The following is a 19,071-nucleotide window of genomic DNA, read 5'->3' as shown; positions in this document are numbered from 1 at the left end:
GAAGTCGATCTTTCAAGAGCCTTGCGGTGCGATGCGCTGTGAGGCGCGAGTGATCTGTAATGGGAGGAAAATATGAGAAATATGCTGGCCCGGCTCGGTTCCGTGGCTTTTGTGACCGGTTTTGCCCTTTCGTCCGCTTATGCAGCTGAATGCGCGAACCAGGGTGCACTTGATAGCATCTATTGCGATGCCAATGGCGATCTTGTCGCCGATGCCCCGTCCGATCCGGCCAAACTGAGCAACCCGGACACGCTCGTCTTCGCCTACACTCCGGTTGAAGATCCGGCCGTTTACGCCGACATCTGGGCACCTTTCATCGAGCATCTGGAAACCGTTACCGGCAAGGACGTGCAGTTCTTCGCCGTGCAGTCGAATTCGGCTGAAGTGGAAGCCATGCGGTCCGGCCGTCTGCATATCGCGGGCTTCTCGACCGGCCCGACGCCTTTTGCCGTCAATCTCGCTGGTGCCGTGCCGTTTGCGATCATGGGCAGCGAAGACGGTCAGTTCGGCTACCGCCTTCAGATCTACACCCAAGCCGACAGCGATATCAAAACGCCTGCCGATATGAAGGGCAAGCGCATCGCACACACGTCTCCGACGTCCAACTCGGGCAACCAGGCGCCGCGGGCCCTGTTCCCGGACCTCGGTGTCGTGCCGGATCAGGACTATGAAGTCATCTATTCCGGATCCCATGACCAGTCGATGCTGGGTGTGGTTGCCGGCGACTATGACGCCGCACCGGTCGCTTCCGAAGTTGTTGACCGCATGGCGGAACGTGGCCTTTACGATCCGGAGGAAGTGCGCATTGTCTGGGAAAGCGATCCGTTCCCGACAACCTCCTTCAACTATGCCCACGACCTGGACCCGGCCCTCGTTGAAAAAATCAAGGAAGCGTTCTTCAGCTTCGACTTCAAGGGCAACAAACTGGGTGAGGAATTCGAGGGCGTAAGCAAGTTCGTCCCCATCACCTACAAGGATCAGTGGGCTGTCATCCGGCAGATCCAGGCCAGCAACGGTGTTGAATACACGCCGCAAGGTCTTGCCAAGTAAGACAACTGGCTTTGACGGCCCGCCGTGAGTTGAACTCCGGCGGGCCGGTTCAATCGAGGTAAAACATGCTAAAGATAACAAGCCTTGTGAAACGTTACGGGGCCGGGGATCCTGTGCTCAAAGACCTGGACCTTGAGGTTCCCGGTGAAGAGGTCGTCTCCGTGATCGGCTCTTCGGGTGCGGGCAAGAGTACACTGCTTCGCTGCATCAACCGGCTGGTCGAGCCGACCTCCGGCAAGATCTTCCTGAACGGCACCGATTTCACCAGCCTGGGCAAGCGCGAGCTGCGCGTCGGCCGCCGCCGCATCGGCATGGTGTTCCAGAGCTTCAATCTGGTCGACCGCCTGACCGTCATGGAAAATGTCCAGAGCGGGCGCCTCGGTTACATCTCGACCTGGGCAGCGCTTTCGAGACGTTACCCCAAGGAAGACATCCGCAGGGCCTATGAGCTCATGGAGCGGGTCGGGATCGCCCATTACGCCAACAAGCGTGCGGACGAACTTTCAGGCGGCGAACGCCAGCGTGTCGGCGTTATCCGGGCGCTGATGCAGCAACCTGAAATCCTTCTGGCCGACGAACCGACAGCCTCTCTCGACCCGAAGACCTCGGAACAGATCATGACGCTGCTGCGGGACCTCGCACGCGAACTGAAGCTTCCGGTGATCATCAACATTCACAATGTCAATGAAGCCAAGGAATTCAGCGACCGTATCGTCGGTATGCGCTATGGGCGGATCATTTTCGACGATCTGCCGGATGCCCTGACGAAGGATGCGATGCACGAGATCTATGCCGGTGTTCCTCACGAAGACCGGCAGATGGAAGGCGCTGCGGCATGAGTACGGCGAGGGATACCTGGCGCAAGCAGCCCTTTATCGCCAACCCGCTATTGCGCTACGGCCTTTATGTCGCAATAGCGGTCTATATCGTGACCACCTTTGCGACGCTGCCGATCGACTGGGACCGCATGATGCAAGGCTTGAGCCGTGCAGGGCGGATCTTCGGCGGGGCCTTCCCGCCCAGCTTCCAGCGCAGCGAATTGCTCATCGACGGGTTTATGGAAAGCCTGAAGATCGCGATCCTTGCAACTGTCGGCGGCATCCTGCTGTCGATCCCGATCGCCTTCATGGCGGCCAGGAATATCGCACCGCTCCCGATCTATTATTTTGGCCGGGCGGTCATCATCATCGCACGCAGCTTCCATCCGGTAATTGTCGCCATCATCTTCGTGAAAGCGGTCGGATTCGGTCCCTTCGCGGGTGTCCTGACGCTGATCGTCTACTCCATCGGCTTTGTTGCCAAGCTGCTGGCCGAAAAGATCGAGGAAATCGATCCGGGGCCCGTCGAAGCCATGAAGGCAGCGGGCGCACCGTTCCTGTCGACACTGGTTTACGCGGTGTTCCCGCAGATCATGCAGCGCCAGATCGGCCTCGGCATCTATCAGCTCGACAGTAACCTGAGAGCCTCGGCGGTCGTCGGTATCGTTGGCGCGGGCGGCATCGGCGCCACCCTGGCGAATGCCTTCGGGCGCTACGACTACGACTTCGCCCTGGCCATCACCATGGTCATCGTGGGTGCCATCCTGATTTCCGAAGCCGTCAGCGGTGCAATCAGAAAGCGGATCGCATAATGGAACAGGTACAGCTCCAAGACTGGGCGCGTTATACGCCGGCCCAACGGTTTCAGCGCTACGGCTACTTTGCCCTGACTGCACTCGTCGTTGCCTGGGCCCTCGGCAGCGTCAACATCATCTGGGCCTGGGTGTGGGACGCGCCGACCCAGATGGGCGATCTTTTCAGCCGCATGGTGCCTCCAGACCCAACCCACCTCGACCAGATTCTGAGTGCGTTGTGGGAGACGGTAAACCTTGCCACAATCGCCACGGCTATGGCGGTCGTGCTGGCTCTGCCGGTGGCCTATATCGCCGCGCAGAACACCACGCCGAACGCACTGACGCTCTGGCTCGGCCGGTTCATCCTGGTCTCGTCGCGTTCGGTGAACACGATCATCTGGGCCCTCTTGTTCGTGGCAATCTTCGGCCCGGGTGTGGTTGCCGGCATCGTTGCAATCATGTTCCGTTCCATCGGCTTCCTGGGCAAACTTCTGGGCGAAGCCATCGAGGAAATCGATCCGAAACCGGTCGAGGCGCTGAAGGCGTGCGGCGCAAGCCATTTCAAGGTGGTGCTCTATGCCATCGTCCCCCAGGTCATGCCGACCTTCTTTGCGGTGACTATCCTGCGCTGGGACATCAACCTGCGGGAATCCACGGTTCTCGGGCTGGTCGGGGCAGGGGGCATTGGTGTGATCCTGCAAGGGGCCATCGATACCTTCAACTGGCAGGAAGTCTCCATGGTGCTCCTGGCCATCATCGCCCTGGTGGTGGTGGGGGAGGTCGTATCGTCCTACCTGCGGCGCAAGATCCTCTGAAAAGAGCCGGAACCGGTTGCCAGGATTGAAAAGCCGTTTTGGCAAACTGAAAAAGATGGCGCGGCAGCGGGAAACCTCTGCCGCGCCATTTGCTTTGTGGAAACTCTTCGTCATTTGGTCCGAAACCCGTCTGAAACGAAGCGGCCTTTCTTGAACTTTTCTTCGTTTCAGTGATGATCGAAGCAAGACATTGCCACCAACCGCTGATTTGCCATCACCGCTCGGCTGACGAAACAAGACGTCACGTCCGGAACCAGCCCAGCAACCGTCCGGTTTCTGCGGGCGGCCATCACACCATTAAGGCCCGGCCTATGACTGAATCGCTCAAGGGACTTGCCGCCGCGCTTCTCGCATTTGCCCTGTTTTCCACGCATGACGCCATCATCAAGGAACTCGGTGGCAGCTATCCGGTCTTTCAGATCATCTTCTTCACGATGCTTTTTGCCTTCGTGCCGATGTCGATGATGATGCTGGCGGACAAGGCGGTCGACAATTTCCGCCCAAGACACCCCTGGCTGGTGCTGTCGCGGGCAGGCCTGGCCATTATCGCCATGTCCTGCGGGTTCTACGCCTTTACGGCGCTGCCGCTGGCCGAGGTCTATGCATTGCTGTTTGCCATGCCGCTTCTGATCACCGCCTTGTCGGTACCACTGCTTGGTGAGACCGTGCGGGCGCAGCGCTGGGCTGCCGTGATCGTCGGTTTGATCGGCGTTCTAATCGTTTTACGTCCCGGCGTGACGGAGTTGACCCTCGGCCATGCAGCCGCCCTGACAGCGGCCTTCGCCAATTCGCTTTCCACCATTTTGGTGCGTAAACTCGGCGGCAAGGAACGTCCGGCCGTCCTGATCCTCTACCCGATGATCCTGTCCATGATGGCCATGTCGATGACGCTGCCGGTCTTCTATGTGCCGGTGGAGCTTCTCGACCTCGGACTTATGGCGGCGATCGGCTTTCTCTCGGTCATTGCCCAGTTCCTGACGATCTCGGCCTACAAGGCCGCGCCGGCCGCGGTCGTGGCACCGCTGCAATACAGCCAGATCCTCTGGGCAAGCCTGTTCGGCATGCTGTTCTTTTCCGAAACACCGGATTTCTACGTCGGCCTCGGTTCTGCAGTCATTATTGCCTCGGGTATCTTCGTCGTGTGGCGTGAGAGCCGGGAGAATGTCTCTGTACAGACCCCGGTCCTGAAAACCGCCAACCCGCGTTTCGATACGGGCCCGCAGCCGAAGTAGGGGGCGAGGGGAGTGCCGGTTTTGGTGTTCACGCCTGCTTGCCGAATTGGACACCTCATCCTGAGGAAGCGCGTGAGCGCTGTCTCGAAGGATGGGCCACTTGCTCCTGAGTATGCCGCCCATCCTTCGAGACGCGCAGAAATGCGCTCCTCAGGATGAGGCCGGGAGGGAGGCGGGGGAAGGAAACCGGGTCACCACAGCAGTTGGCTAAGCAACCGGCCTCAGGCCAAACATTCCTCAGTCCAGCCGTTTCTTGAAACGGAAAGCGGCGACGATCATGCCCAGAACGAAGAACCCGCACATCCAGAGCACGTCGCGGTGCAGCTCCAGCAGCCCGGCGTCCCGCAGGACGAACCCTCTGATCATGCGCATGAAATGGGTCGCCGGAAACGCCTCGGCAATATACTGCGCGATTACCGGCATGCCTTCGTAGGGAAACATGAAGCCGGACAGCAGGATGGACGGCAGCAGCACGAACACCGTCATCTGGGTTGCCTGCAACTGGCTTTGGGCGATGGTCGACAGTACCAGGCCCAGTGACAGACTGGCTCCGATGAAAAGCAATGTGCCAACAAAGAGATCGAATATCTTGTCGCCGAAAGGCACGTTGAACAGCAGGTGACCGAGCCCGAGGATGATCACCGTCTGCAATAGGCCGATGAAGATGTAGGGAATGATCTTGCCGATCATCAGCTCGATCGGCCGCACCGGCGTGTTGATCAGCATTTCCATGTTGCCCCGCTCGCGTTCGCGTACGATTGCCGCAGAGGTGAACATGATCATGGTCATGGTCAGGATGATGCCGACCAGGCCGGGGACGATGTTGATGGCGGTACGCTGTTCCGGGTTGAAGAACAGGGCCACCTCGAAGGTCGGCGTCGACCGGTTCGGGGCCTGACGGTTCAATTCGGCCAGCGGCATGTTGCGCAGCGACTTGATGGCACCTGCGATCATGGTGTCGGAGCCGTCGACGATCCACTGGGCAACAGGGCGGCTGGTTTCCTCGTCGGTGGAAGGCGGGGTGCCCAGGTTGGCGGCGGGCGAGCGGGCGACCCTCTGGGAGAGGTCGTCCGGCAGAATGAAGGCGGCGCGCACGCGCGCGGCCTTGATCGCGGTTTCCGCTTCCTCGATGCTGTTCAGGCGTTCGGTCACCTTTACGACACGTGTCGCTTCCACCATCTGGATCAGGATCCGGCTCAGCCCGGTCTGGCTGTGATCGACGACAGCAACGGGAATATCGCGAATGTTGGTGTTGATGGCGTAGCCGAACAGGATCAGCTGGATCAACGGGATCATGATGACCATGCCGAAGGTCATCCGATCCCGGCGCAGCTGGCTGAGCTCCTTGAAGAAGATGGCCGATATCCGTGAAAGGGGTCTGATCATTGTCGGCCTTCTCCCGTTGCCGTCACGAAGACATCTTCCAGGTTCGGGCGCACCTTTTCGATCAACGTGGCACCGTTGGTCTCGTCCTTGTTTTTCAGGAAAGCTTCGGGATCGGCAATGTCGTCCCGCACCAGAACGCGCAGGCGTGCGCCCAGCTGAGCCGCGGTGATGATGCCTTCGGTTCCCAGCAGCCGGCGGCGGATTTCGCGCAGGTTGGGGCCTTCGATTTCCACGACATTGGCACCCATTGCCGCCATCAGGTCCTTCGGTGCCCCGTCAGCACGTTTCTGGCCTGCTTCCATGATTGCAATCTTGTGGCAGCGTTCCGCCTCGTCCATGAAATGCGTGGTCACGACAATGGACGTTCCGCCATCGACCAGGTCGAACAGCTGTTCCCAGAAATGTCGGCGGGACTCCGGATCCACGGCCGAGGTCGGTTCGTCCAGAAACAGAAGCTGCGGTTCGTGCAGAACCGCGGTTGCCAGCGCCAGGCGCTGGCGTTGCCCGCCGGACATCTTGCCTGCGAACCGGTCACCCAGCTCGCTCAATTCATATCGCTCCATGACCTCGGCAATGCGCTGCTTCTTCCGCTTCGATGGCAGGCCGTAGATCGTTGCCATGAAGTTGAGGTTCTCCAGAACCGTCAGATCGCCGTAGAGCGAAAAGGCCTGGGTCATGTAGCCGATCTTGTATTTCAGGGTCTCGGCATCCTTGGGGACGGAAAGCCCCAGCACTTCGACGGTGCCTTCGGTCGGCGTGAGAAGGCCCGTCAGCATGCGCATGGCCGTGGTCTTGCCGCAGCCGTTGGGGCCAAGAAAGCCATAGATCATGCCACGCTCGATGGTCAGATCCAGCCCGTCGACCGCCCGGAACCCCTTGAAGCTTTTCACCAGGCCCTCGGCCCGGATCACGATGTCGCCGTCGTTTGAACTCACGGCAGAACAACCTGGGCCGGAACGCCGTTTGGCAGGTCGTTGGCGCTATCGGGCAACTGCACTTCGGCGACATACATCAACCGGGCGCGCTCGGATTGATTGAGCGCGTAATAGGGCGTGAAGGAAGCTTCGGAGCTGATCCAGCGCACAGTGCCTTCGATCGGCTTGTCGAGGCCGTCAATTCGCACCTCCAGCTTGTCGCCCTGCTTGACCTTCACCCGGTGCGGTTCGGGAACATAGACGCGGGCATAGGGTGCATCGCCGGCCAGCATCACAACGACCGGACTGCCGACCGTCACTCGTTCCCCAAGGTTCCAGGGAAGGTTGTCGAGCGTGCCATCACGCGAGGCGGTGATGGTCAGATCGGACAGGATCTTTTCCTGGGTGGCGAGGCTTGCCTGGGCGGCTTCCAGTTCGGCCTTGGCTATGTCGAGGTCTTCCGGTCTTGTGCCGGCGACAAGCTCCTTCAGTTGTTCCTGCGCACTTTTCAGGGTCGCGTCGGCTGCATCGCGCGCAGCCTTGGCACTGTCGAGCTGTGCCTGGCTTGTGGTGCCGCGTCCGGTCAGGTCGTCGTAGCGCCCGAACGAAGCCTGTGCATCTTCCAGCTCCGCTTTCGCACCCGCTACGGCCGCGCGAGCCTTGGCAATCTCCTCGTCGCGGGCGCCGTTTTCAAGCTTCACGAGATTGGCCTTGGCCTTCTGCACCTCTGCCTTCGCCTGGGCGACGATGGCCTGTTGTTCAGCCGGGTCCAGCTGAGCCAGAACGGTGCCCTTCTTGACGAAGGTTCCTTGTGGCACAGGCAGCTCGACCAGAACCTCGTTGGCTGTTGCGGTCAGTGCGACCCTGTCTCGCTCGAGGTTTCCAAGGGCAACATTCCCGTCTTCACCGTAACAACCGGCAGCAAACAGGCACACGGTGGCTGCGAGGACACTGCGCAGACGGGGTGTAGACATGAATTCCTCCCTATGGATCAAGGGTATGCGGCAAGAAGGGTATCGCCTTGCCGCCACCATAGCCTGCTTCGCGGGCCTGTGCCATGGCTGGTTGAGGCCGGTTCGGACCTGCCGTCTTCGGGGCAATGCCGTGCGTCAACACCGGGCATCAACACCGGGCATGTCAAGCAGGAGGGTGCAGGTCCGGTCTTCTGCAAGCGATACGAAAAAGGCCGCGGTTTGAGCCGCAGCCTTTCTTGCAAAAACGACAGGAACGAACGCCGTCAACTCGCCCGCTTGAACACGTTGTACCAGCGCTTCCTGGGAACGGTGATAGCCCGTTCGAGGATTTCCGCGGCATAAAGCGAAGCGTTTTCCCGGGCCTTGCCGACACCGGAGACCAGCGACGTGTCGAGGCCGGAGAGGCCGCCACCGAATTCGAAGAGATCGCGGAACGCGGCGCGTTCCACAATCGGGGTCATAAGAACGTCGATATTCTGGGCGGAAAGGAAGTCCTGGACCGCCTTCATGGCACGCGTTGTCACCGCGGCATTGGTACGGGTCAGAACCACGCAATGCTTGATGTCGTGGCGGACAATCTTTTCCAGCTTCTTGATCAGGGTCAGGATCTTGGCGCCACCGCGCGCATCCATCGAAGACCCCTGGATCGGCACAACCACAAGGTCGGATACTGAAAGTGCATTGGCGACGATGAGGTTTTCGGTTCCTTCAAGATCGACAATCACATAGTCGGACGTTTCGGCGGCAAGTGTGATCTGCTCTGTAATGGAGGCCGGCGAAATTTCGCTGACGACGTTGATGCCCGGGCTCTTGCGTGGCAGCTCGTACCACTTCGAGATCCATTTCTGCGGGTCCGCATCAAAGATGGTGACACGCTTTCCCCGTGCTGCGACTTCTGTCGCCAGCAGCAGAGCCGCCGTGGTTTTTCCGGCGCCGCCCTTTGCGTTTGCGAAGGAAATGACTGGCATCTGGCTTCTCCTGACCTTGCCGAGCATTGTCTGGAGCAACTTGCGTCTGCGAGCGCATGCCGAAAGCTGCCCCAACACCTTGAAGGCGATCTGTCTGCGGGTTCCCGAGTGTTCCGTTGCAAATCCGCTTGTGTCGCCGATGACCCATTGCAGGCCTATCTGTCTGGCAGTCTTGGATTTTTATGGTTACCAAATCCTTAAATTCGCAATTTGCAGCAGACTTATTCAACAAACGTTAGGATTTGTGGATAAAGACCAGCAAAACGCCTTGGCACTATTTGCAAGGGTCTGGCGAAAAGCTGCGTTCAGCCGCAATGGGCAGCCTGGATGACGCGAATTCGACAACAGCAACGCCTCGTGCGTCTTCTGTCTGGGGGGAGAGAAATCCTGCCGGATTTTGGATCGCCACCGATTGCATGCGCCTTGGGTGCCGCGTAGGTTGTCGGTGCGGAAGGGGTGCCTGAATCGGTGGTCTGCCGCTGTTGATCGGTCTCATGGTATTCGGGGCACTTGTCCGCGTTGATTTGAACGCCAGATGCTTTGGGGTCAGAATTATGTCTTTGATCCGCGCCTTGAAGGACGCCACATGCTGCACCGATTTCTCAACTCCCGCCCGGCCTGCTTGATCCGGAACCTTCTGCTTTGCGGGGTGTTGGCATATGCGGGCACGGCAGGGTCGGCATCGGCTGAGGCGCTGAAGCCTTACAAGGATGGGCTGTTCAGATACAAGAAGGTCTCCGAAACGCTCTATGATGGCGATTTTATCGTCGTTGAATATTCCAAGCAGCGAGACCTGCGCGATCGCGACGAAGTCGACGAACGCAGGGTCTACGGAAACTATGTCTCCTACAAACCGAAGCGGGGCCGTGGCAGCGGAGAACTGAAAGCCAACGGCCGGGTTGTCGAATTCATGGGCACCGGCAACTGGAAGGGCGGTGCCAATGCCATCGTGATCTACATTCACGGGCAGGGCGGCAACCGCTTTCAGGGCATGAACGACGTTTCGTTCGGTGGCAACTTCAACCGCGTTCAGAACCTGATGGTCAGGAACGGCGGCGCCTACCTGACCGTCGACATAAAGAACTTCGACAATCGCGGCACGGCGGATGTGGCAGCCCTGATCCAGTATCAGAAGCAGCTGTCGCCCCGTGCCAAGGTCGTGGTTGCCTGCGGTTCCATGGGCGGCATCATCTGCTGGAACCTGGTAAAGAACGCCAATTATGCCAGCATGCTTTCCGGCATCCTGCTGCTTGGCTCACCGAAGGATCCCAACTTCCTGTCTTCAGGTGCACTTGGGCGCAACGTGCCGATCTATATGGGGCAGGGGACGCTTGACCAGGTCTACAATTGGGAAGATCAGGCGAACTTCTTCAAGCAGATAAAGACCAGGGCTCCGAACTATCCGATCAAGTTCACGCTGTTCGATACAGGCACCCACGGCACCCCCATCCGCATGACCGACTGGCGCCTGATACTCAACTGGATGCTGGGTTAGGCGAAGGTTCGGCACTGCTCAGGATCAAAACTGGCTCGTGTGAATTGGTTTGCACGGCGCCTGAGCAAACTTGAAGCGCTTTTGCGGTTGCCCTTACGTCACTTTTAATTTCAAATTACCCTCTGGGCACCAATGCCTATCATCTGGAAGACGGCTCGAAACCGCCGTTTTCGGCGTGCCAGCCTCGATCCTCGGGTTGGTGTCGCGTATCAGGGGGGATGTATCATGTCAGAGTATTTTGATCTCGGCCGCTATACGCGTGTCGTGACGTCAATACCGGAAGCGCAAGTCTGGTTTGATCGCGGTCTGGTCTGGCTATTTGCCTATAATCACGAAGAGGCGATTGTCTGTTTCGAAAAGGCGGTGGCGGCCGACCCGGCCTGTGCGTTGGCTCACTGGGGCATCGCTTACGGTATCGGTCCGAATTACAACAAGGCCTGGGAAATCTTCACGCCTGAGGAAAAGGGGCCTGCGCTGGCACGAGCACATGCAGCGCTGGCCACCGCAAAAGCGCTGAAGGAGGCCAGGCCGGTGGAGCGTGCGCTGATCGAGGCCCTGGCGTTGCGTTATCCCACAGATCCGGAAATCGAAGACTATCAGCCCTTCAACGATGGCTTCGCGGAAGCGATGAAACCCGTTTACGAAGCCAACAGGGAAGATCTGGATGTCGCGTGCATCTATGCAGAGGCCTTGATGAACCGCACGCCCTGGCAATTGTGGAATTTCCACACGGGCGTGCCGAACCCTGAAGGTTCCACCACCGAGGCCGTGGCTGTTCTGGAACATGCATTTGAGAGGTTGCCGGGCGCCTGGGATCATCCTGGGCTCTTGCACATGTACATTCACCTGATGGAAATGTCGCCGCACCCAGAAAGGGCTTTGCGCCATGGCGACAGGCTGAAGGATCTGGTTCCGGATGCCGGGCATCTTGTGCACATGGGAACGCATATCGATGTCTTGTGCGGCGACTATCAGAATGTGCTCTACCGCAATCTTGCGGCAGCCAAGGTCGACGACAAGTTCAAGGCTTACGCTGGCCCGGCGAATTTCTATGCGCTGTACCGGATCCACAATCTGCATTTCGCATTCTACGGCGCCATGTTTCTTGGCAGAAAAGCCGCCGCGGTGGAGGCTGTCGAGCGATTGCGCGACGAGGTGCCCGACGAAGTTGTTCGATCGTATCCGGACGTTTTCGAAACCTTCGTGGCCGCCGCACCGCATGTCTACATCCGGTTCGGAATGTGGTCTGAAATCCTTGAGCTCGATCAGCCGGCGGACAAGGAGCTCTATGTCACCACCAACGCGTTGATCTACTACGCGAAGGCCATCGCCCTGGCCAACCTCGGCCGTCATGACGAAGCGCTGTCCGCCATGGCGGATTTCACCGCGGCTTATGCGCAGGTGCCGGATAGCCGGATGCTCTTCAACAACACCGCAAGGGATGTCCTCGCCGTTGCAGAGGAAATGATGAAGGGGGAGGTGGCCTTCAAGGCTGGACGGAGGGAAGAAGGGCTTGCCCATCTTCGCACTGCCGTCGACCTGGACGACGGGCTTCAATACGAAGAGCCGTGGTCCTGGCCACAGCCAACGCGCCATGCCTTGGGCGCACTCCTGATGGAAGCCGGCAAATATGAGGAAGCCGAAGCGGTCTACCGCGCGGATCTCGGATTGGACGGCAAGCTGCCGCGCCCGAGCCAGCATCCACGCAATGTCTGGGCATTGCACGGATTGCATGAATGTCTGGTAAGGCGTTCGGAGAAGGTGGAGCTGCCGCACGTCAAGCTTCTGCTCGACCAGGCCATCGCGCGTGCGGACATTCCGATCCGGGCAAGCTGCCTCTGCCGGGCGAAGGCCGCGTAAAGAAGAGTTCGGGCAGATCAACGACTGGTTTTGGATGCCGCTAAAAAATGACCGGATACCTAGGCCACATGGCTGGGACCAGAGCGGGCGTCTATATCTTGGCGAGCTTGGCCTTCAGCAAACCTTCCGCCAGATGATCGAACACTACGCGGATCCTCTGGCTGGTGTGAAGTTCGCGGTGGGTGACCAGCCAGATTGGAAACGAAACCGGTTCGATATCGGAAAAGGCGGGAACGATCTCGGGGAACCGTGCAGCGATTTCATCCGCCATGATGGCCAGACCGAGTCCCTGGCGGACGAATTCCCAGGCGACCAGACCGCTGGGGGAGCCAAGGCGAATATTGGCCTCGGTCACCTTCAGACCGAAGGCGCGCAGGTAGCCGACCAGCTCTTCGTTGTTGTCGAAGCCGATAAAATCGAGATCTGGCGCATCGTCCCTCGTCAGGGGGCGGCCGAATTGTTCAACCAGTGATCTGGCGCCGAAGATGCGGGCCGGGGCCGCGCGCAGCTTGCGGGCATAAAGGTCAGGATGGTCCGGTTCGACATGTCGAATGGCAATATCGGCTTCGCGTCGGCGCAAGTCGCTCAAGCTGTTGGTACAAAGCACTTTCACTTCGACGCCCGGTGCCTTTTTGCGCAGCTCACGCAAAATATCGGGCAAGAGATGAGCTGCCATCAGATCCGTCGTGGAAACGGTGACCAGTCCTTCGACTTGCTGTGATTTGCCGGATGCCGCGAGGGATATCCGGCTGGCCGCGTCGCCCATGGCGCGCACATGATCAGCCAGTTCGATCCCGGCTTCCGTGAGGATCAGGCTCTTCGACACACGCTCGAACAGGGTCACGCCAAGTGTCTGCTCAAGCGCTGCCACCTGCCGGCTGAGCGTGGGTTGGGTCAGTCCGAGTGCCCGGGCAGCTGCGGAGAGAGACCCTTCCTCTGCCGTTACCAGGAACGCACGGGCTTGGTTCCAGTCGAATGTGATGGTCTGCCAGTTCATGCAAATATGTATATCAACTAGCCAGAATTCGGCAATTCTCATTCATTTCTGAAGCAAGTAGATTTCTTGTCGAAAGGAGACGCCAATGAGCCCGTCATCTTTGATGATCCAATTGGCAAACATCGTTCTTTCGGTTCTGGAGTTCCTGGCTTCACCCACTGGCGGCCGCGATATCGGCCGCGACATTCTTCATCAGATCGGTCTGCGCGGCGGCCGCAAGAAGAAGAAATAGCGGGTACGGGAGTTTCAAGCAGCCTGTGCTTCGAAGCTGTTTCGAAGCACAGATAACTGTGTGCCGGCTGTCATATTTGCAGTCGGACCAGGTTCGACCGGTTACTGCCGTTCCCGCATATCTGTTAGAAATGGACTATTCGCCATGGCGACAACATGGACCAATGAAATGCCGTCATCTGCCGGTTTCTGGAGCAAGGCTGCGCGCAAATATGCTGCGTCTCCCATCCGCAACCAGGAAGCTTATAAAAAGACGCTGGAGCGTACGACGGAACATCTGGGGCCGCAGGACAGTGTTCTGGAACTGGGCTGCGGCACAGGGTCGACGGCGCTTTTGCTGGCCGGCAATGTCAGGTCTTATCTTGCAACCGATTTCGCCAGCGGCATGATCGAGATTGCACAGGCGAAATTGAAGGGGGGCCCGGATACCGAAGATCATCCGCAAGGGTTGAGGTTTGCCGTTGCCGATGTCTTCAGCGACAAGGTCGAGCCGGGGGAAACCGGGTACGATGCCATCCTTGCCTACAACTTCCTGCATCTGGTGGAAAACGCCGAGGATACCCTGTCCCGTATTCATCATCTCCTGAAACCGGGTGGGCTGTACATTTCCAAGACCGTTTGCCTGAAAAGGCGCGCGTGGCTGTTTGCTCCTCTCGTCAAGGTGATGCAACTGGTTGGCAAGGCGCCTTTTGTCCGTTTCTTTTCCTTCGACACACTAGAAGACAGCATCCGGTCGGCAGGGTTCGAAATCATCGAGACAGGAACATATCCTGCACCCTACAGCCGCTTTGTCGTGGCAAGGAAGCTCTGACGGGGGGCGCAGAAGAAGAAGCGTCCCGGATATTTCTTAAATCGATTGAATTGGCCGGTTGCGGCGACTTGCAGATAAGGGGTGTTGAGTGCTAGGTGTGATCTGTCTCGCCACACTTGCTCCCTCGAAAGCTGCAAATGCTCGTCCGCGACCGCGCCTTTTTCGCGTCCATGTTCCTGACGGTTCTGGCCGACCAGATCCTCCTGTTTCTGGTGCCGCTGGTGATCTTCCAGATAACCGGCGATGTCGCCTGGTCCGGCCTTGCCTTCTTCTTCGAAACCTTGCCGCGCTATCTGACATTTCCAGTCGCAGGAATTCTGTGTGACCGGTTCTCGCCGATCCTGCTGCTGCGTATCAGCCGCATCCTGCGGGCTGTGGCCTGTATTGTCGGTATCGCCGGTCAGCTTGCATTTGGTGGGGTCTGGTGGCTGATCGGGCTTTCTGCCGTCGTCGGCATTTTCACGACGCAGGGAATGCTGGCGCTGGAAATGGTGCTTGTACGTGCCTTCTCCGACCAGCGTTTCGAAAAAGTGGCGAGTTACGGACAGCTCGCCTCGCAAATGGGCGTCGTGCTCGGTCCGTTGGTCGCCGCCTACCTCATGGCGTTCTGGCCCTGGCAGGCAGTGGTCGTGCTGGCAACGGTCCTGTTTGTGTTGGCCGATCTTGCGTTTTACTTCTGGCCCGGTCAGGCACGAATGGAAGACGCTCCAGGCAAGCGTGTTTCGCGCCATCCCGTGGCGGACCTCAATCACGCGCTCAAGCTGGTCTGGACATTGCCGGGCCTGACGCGGGCAATCCTGCAGGCCGCCGGCGTCAACCTGATCATTGGCGCGACGCTGGCAACGGCTGCCGCCATGATGACGGGCTTTTTCAGCCAAAGCGAACAGGTCTACGCCTGGCTTCAGGTCGGCGGAGCCCTGGCGACACTTGCCGTCCTGACGCTGACCGCACATGTCGCGCTCAGCCTGAAGACCCTCGGCGTTACGGCTTACGGGTTGATCTGCGCGGGGGCCGTGCTGACAGGCCTTGGAGCCCATCCGCTGATCTATGCGGCAGGTTTCCTGCTGATTGCCGGGTTCGACAAGATGTTCAACATCTATGTACGCACCTTGCGCAAGGAGATCATACCGCCGGAGGAATTCGGCAAGACAACCGGCGTGATCATCTGCCTCAACAATCTGTCGCAGCCGCTGGCTGGCCTCATCGTCGCCATCTTCGCAGCTGGAGACGACGCAAGGGCCGTCCTGCTTGGCCTTGCTGGCGCAATGGCAGTGCTGGGCGTCATGACATTCCGGCGCGCCGCCACGCAGTCGTAACACGTGGCATGGGGTTGCAGATCAGCTGATAGCCGGCTGGTCTCGCAAGGCCGTCAGTCCTTCTGCTGACCGTCTGACGATATCAGCGATCTCGGTGAGCTGGCCTGCCAGCGGGCTCCTTCTACGCCAGACCATGCCGATTGTCCGGGTCGGTTCGGGGGCTTCAAAACGCGAGATTGCCACCGATGCGGATCGGGTCTCCACGGGAACGGCCATTTCCGGAATCAGGGTGACGCCCATCCCCGCACTGACCATCTGGACCAGCGTTGAAAGGGAACTTGCGTCCAGCACTTCGCGCGGAGGACCGGATTGCAGGTTGCAGAAGGACAGGGCCTGATCGCGAAAACAATGGCCTTCCTCCAACAAAAGCAACCGCATCTCACGCAGGCTGTCGGCGCTCGGCATTGGCGCGTTGGCTTCCCGCGCCGAGCGCACCAGCACGAAGCGCTCGCTGAAAAGGGCCGTTTCGGCAAGCGTGCCTTCGGAAACCGGCAAGGCCACAATGGCCGTGTCGAGGCGGCCTTCGTCCAGCTCGTCGATGAGGTTCGGCGTCACTGTCTCGCGCACATGAATGTCCAGCTCCGGATAGCTCCTGGTCAATGCTCCGACAACGCTCGGCAGAAGATAGGGGGCGACAGTCGGAATGACGCCGATGCGCAGCCGCCCGACAAGCCTTTCGCGTGATGCCCTGGCAAGGTCACCCAGCTCCTCGGTGGCCCGCAGGATGTCGCGGGCACGCTCGGCGGCAACTTCACCAAAATGTGTCAGGCGGATTTGTCTGGCCCCGCGTTCGAACAAACTCGCGCCGAGCACTTCCTCCATTTCCTTGATCTGCATGGACAGCGCCGGCTGCGAAATGGCGCAGGCCTCGGCTGCCTTGCCGAAATGACCGTGCCGGGCGAGGGCCTCGAAATAGCGCAACTGTTTGAGGGTGATATTGATCATAAGATTAACTTATCGAACTTATCAGAAAATTCAACTTCCTCTGATCGATTGGCTTTGCTAGCGTCAATCTGCACAGACGAGATCAGGTGGCATGCAAACACCCCTTGCGATGCCGGTTGATTTTTGTGCGCGGAGATTTTGGGAGATTTGAGGAAACCGATCTGTCCCGGGCCCATACGGGCCTTGCGGATATCACGGGCGTCTCACGCGGCCCGAATAATCGAACGTTTCAGATGACAGTGGAGAGAGTTATGGACGCTAAGGTTGAAAAGACAGGCGGTTGCCCTGTAATGCACGGCGGCAACACGGCGATGGACAAGCCGGTAACGAAATGGTGGCCGGATGCGTTGAACCTCGACATCCTGCACCAGCGCGGTGCGCGCACCAATCCGATGGACCCCGACTTCGACTACCGTGAAGCCGTGAAGGGTCTCGACCACGAGGCAGTCAAGGCCGACGTCCGTGCGCTCATGACCGAAAGCCAGGATTGGTGGCCGGCTGACTGGGGTCACTACGGCGGTCTGATGATCCGCCTGGCATGGCATTCCGCCGGTTCCTACCGCATGCAGGACGGCCGCGGCGGCGCGGGCTCCGGCAATATCCGGTTCGCTCCGCTGAACTCCTGGCCGGACAACGCCAGCCTGGACAAGGCCCGCCGTCTGCTGTGGCCGGTCAAGAAGAAATATGGCAACGCGCTTTCCTGGGCCGACCTGATCATTCTGGCCGGTAACATGGCTTACGAATCCATGGGTTTCAAAACCTTCGGTTTCGGTTTTGGCCGCGAAGACATCTGGGGTCCGGAAACCGATGTCTACTGGGGCTCGGAAAAGGAATGGCTCGCACCGGTCGAGAACCGTTTTGAAAACGCCGATGATGCGACCTCCCTGGAGAACCCGCTTGCGGCGATCCACATGGGCCTGATCTACGTCAACCCGGAAGGCGTCAACGGCCAGCCGGACCCGGTCAGAACCGCAGCGCACGTTCGCGAAACCTTCAAGCGCATGGCGATGAACGACGAGGAAACCGCGGCATTGACTTGTGGCGGCCACACCGTCGGCAAGGCCCACGGCAACCGGTCTGCCGAAGGAATTGGTGTCGAGCCGGAAGCCGCCGGCGTCGAGTCGCAGGGCTTCGGATGGGCGAACACCGAACAGGGTGGCAAGGCTTCCAATGCGTTCACCTCCGGTATCGAAGGTGCCTGGACGCAATTCCCGATCCAGTTTGACATGGGCTACTTCGATTACCTGTTCAACTACGACTGGGAACTGCGCAAGTCCCCGGCTGGTGCCTGGCAGTGGGAACCGGTCAACATGCCGGAAGACAAGAAGCCGGTTGATGCATCTGATCCGTCGATCCGCCGGAACCCGATGATGACCGATGCCGACATGGGCATGAAGATGGACCCGGTCTACAACGAGATCTGCCGGAAGTTCATGGCTGACGAAGCCTATTTCCGCGATTGCTTCGCTCGTGCCTGGTTCAAGCTGACCCACCGCGACATGGGCCCGAAGGTCAACTACCTTGGTCCGGACGTTCCGGCTGAAGACCTGATCTGGCAGGATCCGATCCCGGCTGGTTCCACCTCCTACGATGTGGACGCCGTGAAAGCGAAAATCGCTGCCAGCGGCCTGACCGCTGCAGAGATGATCGCAACCGCATGGGACAGCGCCCGGACCTTCCGTGGCTCCGACAAGCGTGGTGGTGCCAATGGGGCGCGCATCCGTCTCGCTCCACAGAAGGACTGGGAAGGCAATGAACCGGCACGCCTCGCCAAGGTTCTGGCCAAGCTCGAGCCGATTGCTGCCGAAACCGGTGCTTCGGTTGCCGATGTCATTGTTCTGGCCGGCAATCTTGGTGTGGAACAGGCAATCAAGGCAGGTGGCTTCAACGTCTCTGTTCCGTTCGCTCCGGGCCGCGGTGACGCAACCGACGAACAGACGGATGCAGAGTCCTTTGAAGTTCTGGAGCCGCTCGCTGACGGCTTCCGCAACTGGCAGAAGAAGAAATACGTTGTCAGCCCGGAAGAGATGATGCTCGACCGTGCACAGCTCTTGGGCCTGACCGCGCGTGAAATGACTGTCCTGGTGGGTGGCCTGCGCGTGCTGGGCACCAACTACGGTGGTTCCAAGCATGGTGTCTTCACCGACCGTGAAGGTGCCCTGACCACGGACTTCTTCGTCAACCTGACCGACATGGCCAACAGCTGGCATCCGGTTGCTGACGGTACCTACGAAGTGCGCGACCGTCAGCTGGGCACGTTGAAGTGGACCGCAACCAGCGCAGACCTGGTCTTCGGCTCCAATTCCATCCTGCGGGCCTATGCGGAAGTCTACGCTCAGGACGACAACAACGAGAAGTTCGTGAAGGACTTCGTTGAAGCCTGGACCAAGGTCATGAACGCAGACCGGTTCGACCTGATCTAAGGACGGTATCTGCAATTTGAGACAGATGGCGGCGCCCCGGGG

General features: G+C 59.2%; 17 protein-coding genes and 1 pseudogene. 11 read left to right on the top strand and 7 right to left on the bottom strand.

Annotation, left to right across the window (positions count from 1 at the left end; translation table 11 throughout):
• Positions 1-72 precede the first annotated feature (72 nt).
• The 5 genes from phnD (at position 73) to FIU93_RS26275 (ending at position 4,709) form a co-directional block, all read left to right on the top strand.
• Positions 73-1,050, top strand: coding sequence for a phosphate/phosphite/phosphonate ABC transporter substrate-binding protein (gene phnD, locus FIU93_RS26295; RefSeq protein WP_208984471.1), 978 nt, complete (start codon positions 73-75; stop codon positions 1,048-1,050).
• Positions 1,051-1,115: 65 nt separating this feature from the next.
• The gene (phnC, locus tag FIU93_RS26290) at positions 1,116-1,889 is read left to right on the top strand and encodes a phosphonate ABC transporter ATP-binding protein (RefSeq protein WP_006939395.1); all 774 of its coding nucleotides are present in this window, start codon (positions 1,116-1,118) and stop codon (positions 1,887-1,889) included.
• Positions 1,886-2,680: a phosphonate ABC transporter, permease protein PhnE gene (phnE, locus tag FIU93_RS26285; RefSeq protein ID WP_023000018.1), complete on the top strand. Its 795-nt coding sequence runs from the start codon at positions 1,886-1,888 to the stop codon at positions 2,678-2,680. Before phnC ends, phnE (FIU93_RS26285) begins: the two co-directional genes overlap by 4 nt.
• Positions 2,680-3,477: a phosphonate ABC transporter, permease protein PhnE gene (phnE, locus tag FIU93_RS26280; protein WP_023000019.1), complete on the top strand. Its 798-nt coding sequence runs from the start codon at positions 2,680-2,682 to the stop codon at positions 3,475-3,477. The genes phnE (FIU93_RS26285) and phnE (FIU93_RS26280) overlap by 1 nt, the downstream gene beginning before the upstream one ends.
• A gap of 311 nt (positions 3,478-3,788) precedes the next feature.
• Positions 3,789-4,709, top strand: coding sequence for a DMT family transporter (locus FIU93_RS26275; protein WP_023000020.1), 921 nt, complete (start codon positions 3,789-3,791; stop codon positions 4,707-4,709).
• A 237-nt stretch (positions 4,710-4,946) separates the two neighbouring features.
• Here FIU93_RS26275 and FIU93_RS26270 read toward each other — a convergent pair whose 3' ends face one another.
• From FIU93_RS26270 to FIU93_RS31920, 5 genes and pseudogenes are all read right to left on the bottom strand, one after another.
• Complete coding sequence (locus FIU93_RS26270; protein WP_152507216.1) at positions 4,947-6,095, bottom strand: ABC transporter permease; 1,149 nt, start codon at positions 6,093-6,095, stop codon at positions 4,947-4,949.
• The gene (locus FIU93_RS26265) at positions 6,092-7,030 is read right to left on the bottom strand and encodes an ABC transporter ATP-binding protein (protein ID WP_023000022.1); all 939 of its coding nucleotides are present in this window, start codon (positions 7,028-7,030) and stop codon (positions 6,092-6,094) included. Before FIU93_RS26265 ends, FIU93_RS26270 begins: the two co-directional genes overlap by 4 nt.
• Complete coding sequence (locus FIU93_RS26260; protein WP_023000023.1) at positions 7,027-7,983, bottom strand: HlyD family efflux transporter periplasmic adaptor subunit; 957 nt, start codon at positions 7,981-7,983, stop codon at positions 7,027-7,029. The genes FIU93_RS26265 and FIU93_RS26260 overlap by 4 nt, the downstream gene beginning before the upstream one ends.
• Positions 7,984-8,246: 263 nt before the next feature.
• Positions 8,247-8,951 (bottom strand): ParA family protein, encoded by a 705-nt coding sequence (locus tag FIU93_RS26255; RefSeq protein ID WP_035908315.1) that lies wholly within the window; start codon positions 8,949-8,951, stop codon positions 8,247-8,249.
• A 225-nt stretch (positions 8,952-9,176) separates the two neighbouring features.
• Positions 9,177-9,368: pseudogene (locus FIU93_RS31920) on the bottom strand (hypothetical protein); the annotation flags it as partial.
• A gap of 169 nt (positions 9,369-9,537) precedes the next feature.
• On the opposite strand from FIU93_RS31920, the gene FIU93_RS26250 reads away from it, so the two are divergent.
• Both FIU93_RS26250 and FIU93_RS26245 read left to right on the top strand, forming a co-directional pair.
• Positions 9,538-10,446 (top strand): alpha/beta hydrolase, encoded by a 909-nt coding sequence (locus tag FIU93_RS26250; protein WP_152507215.1) that lies wholly within the window; start codon positions 9,538-9,540, stop codon positions 10,444-10,446.
• A gap of 225 nt (positions 10,447-10,671) precedes the next feature.
• Entirely contained in the window at positions 10,672-12,306 is a 1,635-nt protein-coding gene (locus tag FIU93_RS26245; protein ID WP_152507214.1) for a hypothetical protein, read from the top strand.
• A 91-nt stretch (positions 12,307-12,397) separates the two neighbouring features.
• Here FIU93_RS26245 and FIU93_RS26240 read toward each other — a convergent pair whose 3' ends face one another.
• Entirely contained in the window at positions 12,398-13,303 is a 906-nt protein-coding gene (locus FIU93_RS26240; RefSeq protein ID WP_152507213.1) for a LysR family transcriptional regulator, read from the bottom strand.
• Between the two features lie 85 nt (positions 13,304-13,388).
• Between FIU93_RS26240 and FIU93_RS31515 the strand changes: the two genes are divergently transcribed.
• From FIU93_RS31515 to FIU93_RS26230, 3 genes are all read left to right on the top strand, one after another.
• Positions 13,389-13,535 carry a hypothetical protein gene (locus FIU93_RS31515; RefSeq protein ID WP_023000028.1) on the top strand — a complete coding sequence of 49 codons (147 nt, stop codon included), beginning with the start codon at positions 13,389-13,391 and terminating at the stop codon, positions 13,533-13,535.
• A 144-nt stretch (positions 13,536-13,679) separates the two neighbouring features.
• Entirely contained in the window at positions 13,680-14,345 is a 666-nt protein-coding gene (locus FIU93_RS26235; RefSeq protein WP_152507212.1) for a class I SAM-dependent methyltransferase, read from the top strand.
• Positions 14,346-14,482: 137 nt separating this feature from the next.
• Positions 14,483-15,661 (top strand): MFS transporter, encoded by a 1,179-nt coding sequence (locus FIU93_RS26230; protein WP_209010241.1) that lies wholly within the window; start codon positions 14,483-14,485, stop codon positions 15,659-15,661.
• 21 nt (positions 15,662-15,682) lie between these two features.
• Here the strand turns inward: FIU93_RS26230 and FIU93_RS26225 are convergent, their stop codons facing one another.
• Entirely contained in the window at positions 15,683-16,606 is a 924-nt protein-coding gene (locus FIU93_RS26225) for a LysR substrate-binding domain-containing protein (RefSeq protein ID WP_075284260.1), read from the bottom strand.
• A 251-nt stretch (positions 16,607-16,857) separates the two neighbouring features.
• On the opposite strand from FIU93_RS26225, the gene katG reads away from it, so the two are divergent.
• Positions 16,858-19,029, top strand: coding sequence for a catalase/peroxidase HPI (gene katG, locus FIU93_RS26220; protein ID WP_023000032.1), 2,172 nt, complete (start codon positions 16,858-16,860; stop codon positions 19,027-19,029).
• Positions 19,030-19,071 lie beyond the last annotated feature (42 nt).

The sequence above is a fragment of the Labrenzia sp. THAF35 genome, assembly GCF_009363595.1.
GTDB lineage: Bacteria > Pseudomonadota > Alphaproteobacteria > Rhizobiales > Stappiaceae > Roseibium > Roseibium algicola.
The sequence above is the reverse complement of the archived record's forward strand: the minus strand, read 5'-3'. Positions and strand labels throughout refer to the sequence as shown.